General features: G+C 55.2%; 14 protein-coding genes, 1 other RNA gene and 1 pseudogene. 12 read left to right on the top strand and 4 right to left on the bottom strand.

Annotation, left to right across the window (positions count from 1 at the left end):
- Positions 1 to 37: 37 nt before the first annotated feature.
- Together tkt and CU041_RS18900 are read right to left on the bottom strand one after the other, a co-directional pair.
- Positions 38 to 2020 carry a transketolase gene (tkt, locus tag CU041_RS18895; RefSeq protein ID WP_101248058.1) on the bottom strand — a complete coding sequence of 661 codons (1983 nt, stop codon included), beginning with the start codon at positions 2018 to 2020 and terminating at the stop codon, positions 38 to 40.
- A gap of 122 nt (positions 2021 to 2142) precedes the next feature.
- On the bottom strand, positions 2143 to 2373 hold the full coding sequence (locus tag CU041_RS18900) for a hypothetical protein (protein WP_101248059.1): 231 nt from the start codon (positions 2371 to 2373) through the stop codon (positions 2143 to 2145).
- Positions 2374 to 2441: 68 nt separating this feature from the next.
- On the opposite strand from CU041_RS18900, the gene CU041_RS18905 reads away from it, so the two are divergent.
- From CU041_RS18905 to CU041_RS18920, 4 genes are all read left to right on the top strand, one after another.
- On the top strand, positions 2442 to 2708 hold the full coding sequence (locus tag CU041_RS18905) for a hypothetical protein (protein WP_068518125.1): 267 nt from the start codon (positions 2442 to 2444) through the stop codon (positions 2706 to 2708).
- A 3-nt stretch (positions 2709 to 2711) separates the two neighbouring features.
- A complete protein-coding gene (locus tag CU041_RS18910) occupies positions 2712 to 3050 on the top strand; it encodes a cell division protein ZapA (protein ID WP_068518124.1) in 339 nt (112 codons plus the stop codon).
- A 161-nt stretch (positions 3051 to 3211) separates the two neighbouring features.
- Positions 3212 to 3372: non-coding RNA, 6S RNA (gene ssrS, locus CU041_RS18915), on the top strand.
- 121 nt (positions 3373 to 3493) lie between these two features.
- Positions 3494 to 4309, top strand: coding sequence for a TIGR00282 family metallophosphoesterase (locus CU041_RS18920; protein ID WP_068518123.1), 816 nt, complete (start codon positions 3494 to 3496; stop codon positions 4307 to 4309).
- Between the two features lie 112 nt (positions 4310 to 4421).
- Here the strand turns inward: CU041_RS18920 and CU041_RS18925 are convergent, their stop codons facing one another.
- Together CU041_RS18925 and CU041_RS18930 are read right to left on the bottom strand one after the other, a co-directional pair.
- Positions 4422 to 6644 carry a methyl-accepting chemotaxis protein gene (locus tag CU041_RS18925; protein ID WP_068518122.1) on the bottom strand — a complete coding sequence of 741 codons (2223 nt, stop codon included), beginning with the start codon at positions 6642 to 6644 and terminating at the stop codon, positions 4422 to 4424.
- Between the two features lie 377 nt (positions 6645 to 7021).
- On the bottom strand, positions 7022 to 9196 hold the full coding sequence (locus CU041_RS18930; protein WP_068518121.1) for a HAMP domain-containing methyl-accepting chemotaxis protein: 2175 nt from the start codon (positions 9194 to 9196) through the stop codon (positions 7022 to 7024).
- Positions 9197 to 9683: 487 nt separating this feature from the next.
- Between CU041_RS18930 and CU041_RS18935 the strand changes: the two genes are divergently transcribed.
- The 8 genes and pseudogenes from CU041_RS18935 to CU041_RS18970 form a co-directional block, all read left to right on the top strand.
- Positions 9684 to 10430 (top strand): YebC/PmpR family DNA-binding transcriptional regulator, encoded by a 747-nt coding sequence (locus tag CU041_RS18935; protein ID WP_068518120.1) that lies wholly within the window; start codon positions 9684 to 9686, stop codon positions 10428 to 10430.
- Positions 10431 to 10514: 84 nt separating this feature from the next.
- Positions 10515 to 11090 carry a crossover junction endodeoxyribonuclease RuvC gene (ruvC, locus tag CU041_RS18940; protein WP_068518119.1) on the top strand — a complete coding sequence of 192 codons (576 nt, stop codon included), beginning with the start codon at positions 10515 to 10517 and terminating at the stop codon, positions 11088 to 11090.
- Positions 11087 to 11782: a Holliday junction branch migration protein RuvA gene (gene ruvA / locus CU041_RS18945; protein WP_101248060.1), complete on the top strand. Its 696-nt coding sequence runs from the start codon at positions 11087 to 11089 to the stop codon at positions 11780 to 11782. Before ruvC ends, ruvA begins: the two co-directional genes overlap by 4 nt.
- Complete coding sequence (gene ruvB / locus CU041_RS18950; RefSeq protein ID WP_068518117.1) at positions 11779 to 12852, top strand: Holliday junction branch migration DNA helicase RuvB; 1074 nt, start codon at positions 11779 to 11781, stop codon at positions 12850 to 12852. Before ruvA ends, ruvB begins: the two co-directional genes overlap by 4 nt.
- Positions 12852 to 13313: a YbgC/FadM family acyl-CoA thioesterase gene (locus CU041_RS18955; protein WP_068518116.1), complete on the top strand. Its 462-nt coding sequence runs from the start codon at positions 12852 to 12854 to the stop codon at positions 13311 to 13313. Before ruvB ends, CU041_RS18955 begins: the two co-directional genes overlap by 1 nt.
- Before the next feature lie 7 nt (positions 13314 to 13320).
- Positions 13321 to 14052 carry a protein TolQ gene (gene tolQ / locus CU041_RS18960; RefSeq protein WP_068518115.1) on the top strand — a complete coding sequence of 244 codons (732 nt, stop codon included), beginning with the start codon at positions 13321 to 13323 and terminating at the stop codon, positions 14050 to 14052.
- Positions 14053 to 14054: 2 nt separating this feature from the next.
- Positions 14055 to 14510 (top strand): protein TolR, encoded by a 456-nt coding sequence (gene tolR, locus CU041_RS18965; protein ID WP_068518114.1) that lies wholly within the window; start codon positions 14055 to 14057, stop codon positions 14508 to 14510.
- A 6-nt stretch (positions 14511 to 14516) separates the two neighbouring features.
- Positions 14517 to 14773, top strand: a pseudogene (locus tag CU041_RS18970) (energy transducer TonB); the annotation flags it as partial.

Genomic DNA, 14773 nt, shown 5'->3' on the forward strand with positions numbered 1-14773 from the left:
AGGCCGGATCGGCATGTTACCGATCCGGCCCTGTAAATTAAACCAGTTCCTTGGTTGCTTTGACCAGCGCGTCGGCAGTGATGCCGAAATGCTCGTAAAGAACCGGGGCCGGAGCCGAAGCACCGAAACCGTGCATGCCGATAACCTTGCCGTTATCGCCAACATATTTTTCCCAGCCAAACACCGACAGGGCTTCGATGGCAACGCGCGGTGCGCTGCCCAGAACGTCCTTGCGGTATTCCGGCGACTGGGCGTCAAACAGTTCCCAGCTCGGCAGCGAAACAACAGCGGCATTGATCCCGTATGCTTTCAGCTTGGCCTGTGCATCCACTGCGATCTCGACTTCGGAGCCGGTCGCAATCAGGGTAACCTGACGATCACCATCGCAATCGGAAATCACATAACCGCCACGTGCGACAAGGTTATCTTCACGATAGTCGGTACGCAGCGTCGGCAGGTTCTGACGGGTCAGTGCCAGAACGGTCGGGCCGCTTTCATTGGTGATCGCCATTGCCCATGCTTCTGCCGTTTCAACCGCGTCCGCCGGGCGGATGACGGTAACGTTCGGCATCGCACGCAGCGACGCAACATGTTCGACCGGCTGATGGGTCGGGCCGTCTTCGCCAAGACCGATGGAATCATGGGTCATGACATAAACAACGCGCTGGTTCATCAGAGCCGACAGACGGATCGACGGGCGGCAATAATCGGTAAAGACCAGGAAGGTCCCGCCATAGGGCAGAACGCCACCATGCAGAGCCAGACCGTTCATGGCTGCTGCCATACCGTGTTCACGGATACCGTAATAGATATACGCACCTTCATAACCGCCTTCGGCAGTAATCGGGGACTGAACGCTGGTCTTGGTGTTGTTCGAACCGGTCAGGTCGGCAGAACCACCGATCATTTCCGGGATCGCTTTGGTCAGAACTTCAAGAACGTTTTCCGAAGCCTTACGGGTCGCGACTTTCGGCTGATCAGCGGTGATCTGCTTTTTGTAGTCGTTGAATGCTTCGATCCAGTTTTCCGGAAGTTTGCCTTCGACGCGGCGCTCGAACTCGTCTTTCAGACCAGCTTCAAGACCTTCGAAACGTGAACCCCAGGCATTGAAATCATCCGCACCGCGGCTACCGGCTGCAAGCCAAGCTTCGCGAATGTCAGCCGGGATTTCGAACGGCTCGTAATCCCAATTCAGTTTCTTGCGCATACCGGCAAGTTCTTCGGCGCCAAGGGCAGCACCGTGCGTTGCCGAACTACCAGCTTTGGTCGGTGCGCCAAAACCGATCTGGGTTTTGCAGGCGATCATCGACGGGGTGTTGGTGGTTTTTGCCTTGGCAATGGCGGCTTCGATGGCGACCGGGTCGTGGCCGTCAATTTCCTGAACATCCCAGCCAGCAGCTTCGAAGCGCTTAGTGTGATCTTCGGATGTCGAAAGCGACGTCGGGCCGTCAATCGAAATGCCGTTATCGTCAAACAGAACGATCAGTTTCGACAGTTTCATGTGACCGGCCATCGAAATGGCTTCCTGCGAGATGCCTTCCATCAGGCAACCGTCGCCCGCAATCACATAGGTGTAGTGATCAACAACATCATTGCCAAAACGGGCATTCATGATGCGTTCGCCAAGTGCGAAACCGACCGAGGTCGCAATACCCTGACCCAGCGGGCCGGTGGTGGTTTCGATGCCTGCGCCATGGCCGAATTCCGGGTGGCCGGCAGTACGGAAGCCCATCTGACGGAAATTCTTGATCTGATCAAGATCGAAATCTTCGTAACCGGTCAGGTGCAGAAGCGAATAAAGAAGCATCGAGCCGTGACCAGCCGACAGGATGAAACGGTCGCGGTCCGGCCAGTTCGGGTGCTTCGGATCGAATTTCAAGAATTTGGTGTAAAGAACAGTCGCAACGTCTGCCATGCCCATCGGCATGCCGGGATGTCCGGAGTTGGCTTTCTCAACAGCGTCTGCCGAGAGGAAGCGGATGGCATTGGCCATGCGGTTGTGTTCTACTTGCGTCGTCATGTGATGCGGTTCCTGGGGGTTTCGCGGTCGGGCGATGAAAACACTTTAAATACGGTTATTCCATAATTAACGGAATTCGCGCGGAAGATGCCCTTATGGGGGGCATCCGTCAACCGCTTCTGTCAAAAAACGACGCCTGTTACCCGGATTCCGGCTAACAGATGTGTCGGTTGTGCATGGCTGCGGTTCGCCATGCTGACCGGTTTGTGATTGGCACCCCGTGTTTTCCTGATGTTATCACCAATGTCGGCTTGTGGTGTTTTTGCCGTCAGCCGGGCAAAAATGTTGTTGATCAGGGTGTCGGGTGTTAAAGCCATGATCATGACATCTTCACAGGTCTTGATAAGGCTCATAGTGATTCGTCACAGATCAATTCGTTCTGTGGTCTAGGGAAAAACAGCAAACAATCGGGTAATAATCCATGTCGCGGTTGCAACAGGCAAGTGATCGACTGAAATCAGCATTGGACCGTCTGGAACTGGCAGCGGAGTCGGCCATCAGTCAGAAAAATCAGTCCGCCGTTTCAGACACCCAGGAAGTTGAAGCATTGCGTGCGCAACTTTCGGCGATGCGCGCGGATTATGATCGTCTGACCGAGGCAACCGAAACGGTTTCCGCCCGGCTCGACGGTGCAGTAGATCAGCTTAAATTCGTTCTTGCCGAAGACCCCGTAAAGAAACAGGCGTAATCCATGGCACAGGTATCCATCCGCATTAATGGTCGCAGCTACGACATCGCATGTGATGACGGGCAGGAAGATCGCATTCACGCCCTTGCGGGTTATGTGAATGACCGTGTTAAGGAAATTGCCGATGCGGTCGGCCAGATCGGGGAACAGCGTTTGCTGGTCATGACCAGCCTGCTGATTGCCGATGAACTTGGTAATGCGCAGGAACAGCTCGCAAACCAGACCCCGCAACAGCCACAACCGGTCGGTTTGTCCGATGCGCAAAGTGATGAACTGGCTGAAAATATCGAAACCATGGCTGCCCGGGTCGAAGCCATCGCCGACAAGCTTGCACAAAGCTGATTGCCGATTATCGGCGATCCGTGATCGCGCGATGGTCAGATGCGGGGTGGGGGGCGCTGACAAATGCGTGTAATCCACTTGAAATTCCAATGACCGGGGACTAAGTTCCCGTCGCTGACCGTTTGCGATGCGCCGTACGCGGCGATCAAGAACCCAGCATAAGGGGGCTGCCCTGTTCGTCAGGTTCGCTAATTCCCGGGGCCGATGCTCATTTCTCTAGGGAGCTGTCCCTTGCCAGGCCGTGGTCTGGTTATACGGCGCCCACCTGCACCTGCAGGTCACGAGGAATTACCACATGGCCAACGGCAGCGGCGGCTCCCGCTTATCTTATTGAACAAATCCCTTCTCCTTTGCGTAATGCAGTATGCGGTGCGTCCCGGATCAGGGAGCATTGCTAAAATCATGCCTGCAAGTTGAGGTATGTAAAAAACACAGGAAAGAATATGCGTTTACTTCATCTTGGCGACGTTCTCGGCCAAACCGGCCGCAAGGCAGCGCTGGAAGCATTACCGATGCTTCGCGATCGCCTGTCTGTTGATATCGCTGTGGTGAATGTCGAAAACGCGGCCCATGGTTTCGGTGTGACCGCCAAAATCTGCAAGGAATTCTACGCGGCGGGGGCGGATGTCCTGACCACCGGCAACCATGTCTGGGATCAACGCGAAATCATCGCCTATATCGACGAGGATGAAAAACTCCTGCGTCCCTGGAATTTCCCCGATGGGACGCCGGGCAATGGCGATTACGTGTTCAAAACCAGATCGGGCAAGAAGGTCTGCGTCATCAATATGATGGGCCGTCTTTTCATGGATCCGCTTTCCTGCCCGTTCCAGGGTGCGGACAAGCTGTTTGGCAAGCACAAGCTGGGCAAGAATGTCGATGCGATCATTCTGGATTTCCATGCCGAAACCACGTCGGAAAAGATGGCGTTTGGTCATCATTGTGACGGGCGTGCATCGCTTGTACTGGGCACGCATACCCATGTGCCAACGGCGGATGCGCAAATTCTTCCCAATGGCACGGCCTATCAGACCGATGTTGGCATGTGTGGCGACTTTGATTCCGTCATCGGCATGAAAAAGGAAAACTCGGTTCGCAAATTCCTGACCAAAATGCCGTCCGGGCGTTTTGAACCGGCCGAAGGCCCGGCGACCGTGTGCGGTGTGTTTGTTGAAACCGATGACAAGACCGGCCTTGCCAAACGTATTGAATCGGTTCGCATCGGCGGACGCCTTAAAGGCAGCTGGCCAAGCGCCTGATTGTACCGGCAATCAGATTGCATATACGGATCAACCGGACCCGCGATGAAAAAAAGGCCCACCAACCGGTGGGCCTTTGTCATTCAGATTGGAACCGTCGGGCAGGGCGCGATCACGCTGCGCGATCACGGGCCTGCTGACGCAGATCTTCAAGGATGCTGGCGATACGATTGCGCATTTCGCCAACTTTTTCCGATGCAGCCCGCGACGTGGTCAGAACTTCACCCGACAACTGACCGGTGCGCCCGGTTTCATTGGCGACCTCGGTGATCGATGCCGATACCGCACGGGTACGATCGGCAGCACCACGAACATTGCGGCTGATCTCGTCGGTGGCGGCACCCTGTTCCTCGACCGCGGCGGAAATCGTCGTGGCAATCTGATTAAGATTATCAATGATTGTCCCGATTTCACCGATTGCGGTCACGGACTCACCGGTGGCCTTCTGAATACCGGAAATCTGACCTGCAATTTCTTCGGTCGCCTTTTCGGTCTGGTTGGCAAGGTTTTTGACCTCGGCGGCAACCACGGCAAAGCCCTTGCCGGCATCACCGGCACGGGCGGCCTCGATCGTCGCATTCAGTGCCAGCAGGTTGGTCTGTTCGGCGATGTCGGTGATCAGGGCGATCACTTCGCCAATGCGGCCGGCCGATTGTGACAGGCTGACAACAAGTTCGTTGGTGTGCTGGGCCCGCTGGGCGGCTTCGTTGGAAATGCGGGTGGTTTCCGCCATCTGACGGTTGATTTCCGCATTCGAACTTGAAAGCTGCTCGGTCGCGGCGGCAACGGTTTCGACATTTCCGGTGGCTTCCTGTGCCGATGTCGACACGTCTTCGCTTTGGCTTGAAACCAGTTCGGCACTTTCGGTCATCTGACCGGAAACACCCTGAAGCTGTTCGCCAAGGGCGGCGATTTCATTCACTGCGGTTTCCACTTCCCCCTGAAGGGTGTCGGCAAGGCCAAGCAGCTCATCACGAAGGGCCTCGTTGCGTTCACGGTTAAGGCGCTCTTCCTCGGCCTGCATGTCGCGGACCTTGATGGCGTTTTCCTTGAACACGTCAACCGCGCGACCCATGGCGCTGATTTCGTCATTGCCCTTGGACGGGACATCAACTGCAAGATCCCCGGCTGCCAGCGCAACCATGGTTTTCTGCAAACCGGCCAGACGGCGCAGAAGGTTGCCCCGCACATAGAATACAAAGATCAAAAGCGGCAACAGAACCGCCAGCGCACCGACCGCATACATCACATAGGTGCTCTGGATGCTAAGCGTATTGGCCGCACCGGCAGAACGGTCAACACCGGTCTGCAAGGCCTCGACCAATGCATTCACACCACTTTCCATGGTGGTTGCGTAGTCGGCGCTTTCAATAACAACTTCACCCTGTTCCTTGATCAGTTGCAGTTCGGCCAGACGCAATGCCGGAATGCTCTGATCCCCGACGGCAAGCGTTTTGATATCGCCCATCAGGTCGGAATAATATGTCTGAAGTTTCTTGTTTTCGAGATTCTTGATCAGGGTCTCGATGGTGCCGATCGCCCCGTTGACCTGCACGCCGATGATTTTCAGGCGGGTTTCATCCGTGCTTGATGCAGCGGCCAGAATTGTGTTGGCCATATCACCGCCAAGTTTCGACAGCTCAAGAATCGGTGCACGTTCGGCAATCGTCTGATCAAGCTTGACCAGAAGCTCGGTGCCCTGGGTTTTCTGATCCAGCGTCAGGAAAGAACCGCTTTTGCGGATGTCTTCAACCTGGGTGCCGATGTTGGAAATCTGGTTCTGCGACATTGCCAGCAATGGCTTGAGCATCGAACCAAACCGGTTATTGAGCTGCTGAAACTTATCAAGACTTTCTGCCAGCTTGTTGGCGGCTTCAAAACGGCGAAGCGTGGTGTCGTGCAGTTTCTCAAGATTATCGGCAAGGTTTTTGCCGTTGGTTTCAATATGAGACAGCGATGCGGGCGGTAGGCCGGACTGCGACAGCTGTTCAAGTTTCTCGCGCAGACTGTCAAGCAGCATGTCCAGTTCGATCTTGACGACCTGTTCTTCTTCCGGGGACGTGGCGGCAACGATGCGCGGTGCGGATGCGACAACCTTTACGCTATCGGTGGCCAACTGCTGGGCGGTGAACATTGGTGGCAGCTGGGCATGGGTGATTTCGTCAAGCTGGCTGCCAAATTTGTTGAATGAAAAGACCGAAACAGTCGCGGCAAGCACAGCGATCAGACCGACAAGAAAGAACGCACCGGCAAGCTTTTCACGGACACCAAGTCCCGATGTTTTTGTTTTACTGGATGGCGACGGGGAGCTGCCGCGCTTGAATTTAAGTCCCATAGTTCATAATACCCCATAGACGAATGAGTCCCGTGCCGACACACGTGCTGTGTCGACCTGCTTATTGTGGGTCTCTCAGATGTAGCTTCCCTGGATATGTCACTTTAAGGGTAGGGCCGGTCTGCCAGGTTGTGGGGCGGCTTGATCGGAAAAAGCGACTTTTCTGTTATAGTTAAAGCCCATATAGCACATTGCACGCAAACTAAGCATGAGTTTTTATGCTTAAACAGACGTATAGGTTGTGCGGTTTTGCTACGGGTTTTTACGGGCGTTTCTGCCGAATTTCCGACAAATCGGATGCCCGGTCACAGGGGCAAAACGAAAAAGGGCCCGCCGGATGGCGGACCCTTTCAGTCAGGATGGTGTCGATTCTTCGATCAGGAAGCAGCCCGATCATGCGCCTGTTTGCGCAAGTCATCGAGAATGCCGTTGATCCGCGACCGAAGGTTTTCAACTTTTTCCGATGCGTTCTGGGCTGTGGCCAGAACTTGGCTGGACAGTTCGCCGGTTTTACCGGTTTCACTGGCAACCTCGGTGATTGACGCCGATACCGAACGGGTACGATCGGCAGCACCGCGCACGTTGCGGGTGATTTCATCGGTTGCGGCACCCTGTTCTTCGACCGCGGCCGAAATGGTGGTGGCGATTTCATTGATGTTTTCAATGATGCGGCCAATATCACCAATCGCGTTAACGGACTCACCGGTGGCTTTCTGGATACCGGCAATCTGACCCGAGATTTCCTCGGTCGCTTTTTCGGTCTGGTTGGCAAGGTTTTTGACCTCGGCGGCAACCACGGCAAAGCCTTTGCCGGCATCACCGGCACGGGCGGCCTCGATGGTCGCGTTAAGTGCCAGAAGGTTGGTCTGTTCGGCGATGTCGGTGATCAGGGCGATCACTTCGCCGATGCGATCAGCCGACTGCGACAGGCTGACAACCAGTTCGTTGGTCTGCTGTGCGCGGGTCGATGCTTCGCTCGAAATGCGGGTTGACTCCGCCATCTGACGGTTGATTTCCGCATTCGATGCCGAAAGCTGCTCGGTTGCGGCTGCAACGGTTTCGACATTGCCGGTGGCTTCCTGTGCGGAATTGGCAACGTCTTCGGTCTGACCCGACACCAGTTCGGCGCTCGATGTCATCTGACCGGAAACCCCCTGAAGCTGATCACCAAGGGCGGCGATCTCGTTCACGGCACTTTCAACTTCGTTCTGCAACGTATCGGCAAGACCCAGAAGCTCGTCACGAAGGGCTTCGTTGCGTTCACGGTTAAGGCGCTCTTCCTCGGCCTGCATTTCGCGAACCTTAAGGGCGTTGTCCTTAAAGACTTCAACTGCACGGCCCATGGCGCTGATTTCGTCATTGCCCTTGGCCGGGACATCAACGTCAAGATTGCCATCAGCCAGCTGAACCATGGTTTTCTGAAGACCGCCAAGACGACGCAGAACGTTGCCGCGGACATACAGAACATAGATCAGAAGCGAAATGATGATCGCGATTGCGGCAACTGCGGCAAGGGCGGTCAGGCCCTGCTTTTCAACAATACCGGCTTCGGCGGCGGCTTCTGCGACTTCCTGATTCAGACCGGCAACCAGTTCGGCAACGCTTGCACGCATCGCATTGGCATATTCGCCACTCTGCACAACCAGTGCCTGGCTTTGTTCGCTGGCTTCAAGTTCGCGTTTGCGAAGATCCGGAAGGCTGCCTTCGCCGACCGAAAGCTTCTGCATCTTGTCGATCAGATCGACATAAAATGCCTTCAGACGGTCATTGCCGATGGCATCAAGCTGGCTCAGCGCGTCGCTATAGGTGCCGCGAATACGCACCGGAATGATCGAAAGACGCACCGCCTGGGTTTCCGTGGTGCTCGAAATGATCATGTTTGAGGCAGACGATCCAAGACGCTCAATGTCAAGGATCGGGGTGCGGGTCTCGATGGCAGAAGAATATTTCTGGAAGACTTCAAGAATTTCTTCCTTGTCGGTGCTGAATTTCTTTGCCGGGTCATCTTTAAGCGATGCGGCGAACTGGCCACCCTGGGAAATATCATTCTGCGTATAGGACAGAACCGGTTTCAGGGTATCTGCATACCGTTTGGACAGGTTCTGGAATTCTGTAAGTTTTTCAGCTTTTTCGTTGGCAATCTGGAAACGTTCCTGCGTTACCGCATGAAGCTTTTCAAGGTTGTCCTGCAAAAGACCGCGATTGTCATTGATGCTTGCAATGACCTCGGGCATGAAGCCGGTGGCTTCGATTTCGTTGATTTTCGAAACCAGCGCCTGAAGACGGATAGCAAGTTCGTCATTGATCGCGTTTTCTTCATCCGTGTTGGCGGATGCAACGATACGCGGTGCAATGGCAACAATTTCTGCGCTTTCGGTTGCCAAGGCCTGTGCCGCAGCAATAGGCGGAAGCTTTTCTTCCGTGATGGTCGTAAGAGCATCACCGAATTTGTTGAAGGATACAGCGCCGACAACAGCGGAAATAACCGCCATCAATCCAACCAGAGCAAATGAAATCAGTAACTTGCTTTGGACCCCGAATTTAGTTCCCATTCTATCTAACCTTTGTTTCCTGACTGTTCCCGTATGGCTTCTGTGTCCATTCGGGTTGTTTCGGCCGCCTGAAAAGAAAATGGTCTTTTCAACCAGGCCGGCATCTTGGACCCCGGAGAGTGTTCTTCTTTAGTTTAATAAGTTACATTCGTATTATTAATGAAAGAATATCTTTGCGACTGCAACATCTAACCAAACCGAAGCTGTAAAATGCAAGAAAATTGCCACCTGGATTGGTGATGTGATCGGCGGTCGGGGGCAGTTCATTCCCGGTGATCTTGGCAGCGATACCAAGCATCGCTGGACCTTGGCAGGTAAACAGGCTATAGGAGCGGTCGAAATTTTCGTTCGTACCTGCTGCAAACGACACAAAGCATTGTCTTGCAGATGTCCGGACGGGCTGGTCTGACAGGGAACTCCCGCATGACCGGCGTGGTATCACCCGATACCGTTCCACATCGAGTTCAATGAATACAGGTTTTAGGTTATGGCCGGCCATTCCCAATTTAAGAACATTATGCACCGCAAAGGTGCCCAGGATAAAAAACGCGCCAAGATCTTCACCAAGCTTGCCCGCGAAATCACGGTTGCGGCAAAAATCAGCGAAGACATTGACAGCAACCCGCGTCTGCGTGCTGCGATCGCGGCGGCCCGCGGTCAGAACATGCCCAAGGACAACATCGAACGCGCCATCAAAAAGGCGACCGGTGCAGGCGAGGGCGACAATTACGAAGAAGTCCGTTACGAAGGTTATGGCACCGCTGGTGTTGCCGTCATCGTCGAAGCCCTGACTGATAACCGTAACCGTACCGCGTCCGAAGTGCGTGCTGCCTTTGCAAAAAGCGGTGGCAACCTTGGCGAAACCGGTTCGGTCGGCTTTATGTTCAACCGTCTTGGTGAAATCGTCTATCCGGCGGATGCCGCTGATGCTGACGAAATCTTCGAAGCGGCCCTCGAAGCCGGTGCGGCAAACGTTGAGTCTGATGAAAACAGCCACGTTGTTGATACCGAACTTGAAGACCTGAACGCTGTTCGCGAAGCGCTGACCGAAAAGTTTGGCGATCCGGAAAGTGCGAAAATGGTCTTCCGTGCCGTGACCGAGGCCGAAATCAATGTCGAACAGGCCCAGAGCATCATGAAGCTTGTTGATGTTCTCGAAGACAATGATGACGTCCAGAACGTCTGGACCAACGTTGCCTGGACCGACGAAATCGTCGCTGGTCTCGATAACTAGACTTGTTTAAAAACCACTCCCCCGAATATGGTTGCAAACGCCATCATGTTCGGGGGCGGTTTGATGCCCGCCCTTCATGTTTGAATGGCGGGTGTTTTGTATCTGGCTTCCGGGAAATGGGGTGACATAGTGGTCCGCGTACTTGGAATTGACCCCGGTCTGCAACGCACGGGCTGGGGGGTGATCGACCTTCAGGACAACCGGATGCGCCATGTCGCCAACGGCATTGTCACATCCACCCAGTCGCTAAGCCTTGCCGAACGCCTTGATCAGCTGCATTCCGGCCTGATCGAGGTGATCCAGACCTGGGACCCGGACGAGGCCGCGGTCGAAGAAACCTTTGTCAACAAGAACCCGGTATCCACCCTTAAACTCGGTCAGGCACGCGGTGTTGCCTTGCTCGCACCGGCGCGCAATGGCATTCCGGTAACGGAATATACACCCAATGCCGTCAAAAAGACTGTTGTCGGTGCCGGTCACGCCGCCAAGCAACAGGTCGAAATGATGGTTTCGACCCTGCTTCCGGGATGTGAAATTGCCGGGGCGGATGCGGCCGATGCACTTGCGGTGGCGATCTGTCACGCGCAACATGCCGGGAATCGGTCGCTTGCGGCAAGCATGGCGGCCAAACCAACAGGAAACGGGAGACGATACAGGTGATCGCGAAACTGCGCGGAATTGTCGATTTCATTGGCGAAGACAGCGTCATCATTGATGTGAATGGCGTTGGCTATCTTGTGTTTGCCTCGCGCCGCACGCTTTCCATGTTGCCGCCAAAGGGCGGGGATGCCGGTTTGATGATCGAAACCCACGTTCGCGAAGATCACATTCACCTGTATGGTTTTGCCGATAACGCCGAAAAACAGTGGTTTTCGTTGCTGACCACCGTACAGGGGGTGGGGGCCAAGGTCGCCCTTGCCCTGTTGTCGGTGCTGAGCCCGACCGATCTTTTGCGCGCCCTTGCCGCTCAGGATACGACGGCATTGTGCCGCGCACCGGGCATCGGGCCCAAGGTCGCAACCCGCATTGTTGGCGAACTCAAAGACAAGGCCGCAAAGCTTAATCTTGGTCCGGTGGCCGCACCGGCAAGCCCGGCTGCGGAACCCGCCAAGCCGGAAGCCAAGGCAAAGAAAACCGCAAAATCCAAAACAGATGTGAAAATCGACACAGCCCCGGCCGAACCGGTTGTGGATGATAGTGTCGTAATGGCGGATGCCGTATCGGCACTGGTCAATCTTGGTTATGGCCGGTCCGAGGCATTTGGCGCGGTCGGCAAGGCCGCCCAGCAGGCCGGCGATGACAAGACAATCGATACCCTGATCCGTCTGGGACTGAAGGAGCTTAGCGCGTGAGCGAAGAAGAAGACCGTCTGCTCAGTGGTGAGCGTCGCGAAGAAGACCATCAGGAAGGATCGCTGCGTCCGCGCCGGCTCGATGATTTCACCGGTCAGAAAGAAGTGCGCGAAAACCTTGATGTCTTCATTCAGGCGGCCCGTGCGCGTGAAGAGGCCATGGACCATGTCCTGTTCTTTGGTCCGCCCGGACTTGGCAAAACCACGTTGTCGCAAATTGTTGCCAGTGAACTTGGCGTCGGTTTCCGCGCAACGTCCGGTCCGGTCATTGCCAAGGCGGGGGACCTTGCCGCTCTTTTGACGAACCTTCAGCCGCGCGATGTTCTGTTCATTGACGAAATTCACCGTTTGAACCCGGCGGTTGAGGAAATCCTCTATCCGGCAATGGAAGATTTCCAGCTTGATCTGATCATCGGCGAAGGGCCGGCAGCCCGTTCGGTGCGTATCGATTTGCCGCCCTTTACCCTGGTTGGTGCGACCACGCGTTCGGGGCTTTTGACCACGCCGCTGCGTGATCGTTTCGGCATTCCGCTGCGTCTGCGGTTCTATGAGCCCGAAGAACTGGTTTCGATTGTATCGCGCGGTGCGCGGTTGTTGAATTTCGACATGACCGAAGAAGGTGCGATGGAAATTGCACGCCGGTCGCGCGGTACGCCGCGTATTGCCGGGCGTTTGTTGCGACGTGTGCGTGACTTTGCCGCCGTGGCTGAAAAGTCGCCGGTTGATAAATTTATTGCCGATGCGGCGCTGACCCGGCTTGAGGTCGATAACCTTGGTCTGGACAGTCAGGACCGTCGCTATCTTAATTGTATTGCAGGAAATTACGGTGGTGGACCGGTCGGGGTTGATACCCTTGCCGCGGCCCTGTCGGAAGAACGCGACACCATCGAAGACGTGATCGAACCATATCTGCTTCAGCAGGGCCTGATCCAGCGGACCCCGCGCGGGCGCATGCTGGGCATCAAGGGGTTCCAGCATCTTGGTCTGACGCCGCCGCGCGAAGCGGGCGGAATGCCGATGTCCGATCTTTTTGACAGTCAGGGTAATGGATCATCAAGGAGCGATTCCTGATGGGACAGGACACGCATGATGCCCTGTTGGGCTACATGGACGGCAAACGTCACATTTATCCTTTAGTCGTATTTTATGAAGATACCGATGCCGGCGGCATCGTGTATCACGCCAACTATCTTGCATTTGCGGAACGTGCGCGTTCAGCGATGCTTAACCTGTTGGGCTTTACCAATCGAAATGTTGCAGAACGCCACAAAGTTGCCATAGCCGTTCGACACTGTACGCTCGATTTTCGTCGCGCCGCTCAGTTGGAAGACCGTCTGACGGTGGAAACCAGGGTGATTAAGCTAGGGGGCGCATCACTCGGGTATGAACAAAAGATCATGCGCGGCGAAGAAGAACTTGTGGTGATCGAGATTTATCTCGCCTGCATGTCGTTGGAAGAACTTCGGGCACAAAGACTGCCCGAAGAATTAAGAACAGTATTTAGTCGATATCTGGATGTGAACAAGGACTAACGGGAATATGGAAAATCAAGTGGTCGACGCGGTAACGCTGGGGCAGTCGGTCATGGCGCATGACATGTCTCTGTGGGGACTGTTCATGCAGGCTGGACTGGTCGTCAAAACGGTGATGATCGGACTGTTGCTGGCATCTGTCTGGGTATGGGCGATTGTCATCGAAAAGCTGATGCGCCTGCGCAAGCTGCGCGCGCAAGCCAGCACATTCGAAGAAGCATTCTGGTCGGGCGGTTCGCTTGAAGACCTGTATGACCGGATTGCGGACAAACCGCGGGATCCGATGTCGGCAATCTTTGTTTCGGCAATGCGCGAATGGCGTCGTTCGAATGCGCGCGGTGTTCATGGTGATACCATGCGCGCCCGTTTGCAGCAGCGCCTTGAAAAATCCATGGAAATCACGCTGGGCCGTGAAATGGATCGCGTCGAACGTTACATGACCTTCCTGGCATCGGTCGGCTCGACCGCACCGTTTGTCGGTCTGTTCGGTACTGTCTGGGGGATCATGGTGTCCTTCCAGTCGATCGCCGCATCCAAAAACACCTCGCTTGCGGTTGTCGCACCGGGGATCGCCGAAGCCCTGTTTGCAACCGCCATGGGTCTTGTCGCCGCAATTCCGGCCGTGGTTGCCTATAACAAGATTTCCAGTGATCTCAACCGCTACAGCAACCGTCTTGAAGCCTTCGTGGACGAGTTCAGCTCGATCCTCTCGCGCCAACTTGACGATACGAGAGACTGATTATGGGCGCTCAACTCGCATCCCGATCTGGTGGAGGACGCCGTCGCGGACGTCGGAGCAACCGACGCGCAGCGATGAGCGACATCAACGTCACGCCGATGGTGGACGTCATGCTGGTGCTGCTGGTGATCTTCATGGTCGCAGCCCCCTTGATGACGGTTGGTGTCGAAGTCGATCTGCCCGAAACCAGTGCTGCACCGATGACCGGGCAGGACGAGCCGCTTGTCGTCTCGGTTTCGCGTGAAGGCACCATCTATATTATGGATAGTGAAATCGCGCAGGACACCCTGACCGAAAAGCTCGCGGCCATTACCGATAACAAGGCCGACACCCGCATCTTTGTGCGCGGTGACAAGGCCATTGATTACGGCCGGGTGATGGAAGTTATGGGGCTGATCAAGGATGCCGGCTTTACCAAGGTCGCCCTGATCGCCGAATTGCCCAACAAGGGTTCGTAACAGACTATGCTGCGTTACGCTCTCATATCGCTTGGTTTGCATATTGCGCTGTTTCTGATTGCGTGGTTGGGCTTGCCTGACCTGTTTGATGAAACGCCGCTGGAATTGCAGTCCATTTCGGTCGAAGTCGTGACAGTGGACGAGTTTTCCGCTGCCCCGACCAAGGCATTGCCAAAGCCCGAACCGAAAAAGGAACCAAAACCGGCACCCAAGCCCGAGCCGAAACCAAAGCCCGAGCCAAAGCCTGAGCCGAAACCGGAACC

The organism is Thalassospira povalilytica, from assembly GCF_002844235.1.
GTDB classification, from domain to species: domain Bacteria; phylum Pseudomonadota; class Alphaproteobacteria; order Rhodospirillales; family Thalassospiraceae; genus Thalassospira; species Thalassospira povalilytica.

Bases quoted from the DNA above. Each gene is read 5' to 3' on its own strand.
- tkt (WP_101248058.1), bottom strand. From the start codon at position 2,020: ATGACGACGCAAGTAGAACACAACCGCATGGCCAATGCCATCCGCTTC.
- CU041_RS18900 (WP_101248059.1), bottom strand. From the start codon at position 2,373: ATGAGCCTTATCAAGACCTGTGAAGATGTCATGATCATGGCTTTAACA.
- CU041_RS18905 (WP_068518125.1), top strand. From the start codon at position 2,442: ATGTCGCGGTTGCAACAGGCAAGTGATCGACTGAAATCAGCATTGGAC.
- CU041_RS18910 (WP_068518124.1), top strand. From the start codon at position 2,712: ATGGCACAGGTATCCATCCGCATTAATGGTCGCAGCTACGACATCGCA.
- CU041_RS18920 (WP_068518123.1), top strand. From the start codon at position 3,494: ATGCGTTTACTTCATCTTGGCGACGTTCTCGGCCAAACCGGCCGCAAG.
- CU041_RS18925 (WP_068518122.1), bottom strand. From the start codon at position 6,644: ATGGGACTTAAATTCAAGCGCGGCAGCTCCCCGTCGCCATCCAGTAAA.
- CU041_RS18930 (WP_068518121.1), bottom strand. From the start codon at position 9,196: ATGGGAACTAAATTCGGGGTCCAAAGCAAGTTACTGATTTCATTTGCT.
- CU041_RS18935 (WP_068518120.1), top strand. From the start codon at position 9,684: ATGGCCGGCCATTCCCAATTTAAGAACATTATGCACCGCAAAGGTGCC.
- ruvC (WP_068518119.1), top strand. From the start codon at position 10,515: ATGGCGGGTGTTTTGTATCTGGCTTCCGGGAAATGGGGTGACATAGTG.
- CU041_RS18955 (WP_068518116.1), top strand. From the start codon at position 12,852: ATGGGACAGGACACGCATGATGCCCTGTTGGGCTACATGGACGGCAAA.
- tolQ (WP_068518115.1), top strand. From the start codon at position 13,321: ATGGAAAATCAAGTGGTCGACGCGGTAACGCTGGGGCAGTCGGTCATG.
- tolR (WP_068518114.1), top strand. From the start codon at position 14,055: ATGGGCGCTCAACTCGCATCCCGATCTGGTGGAGGACGCCGTCGCGGA.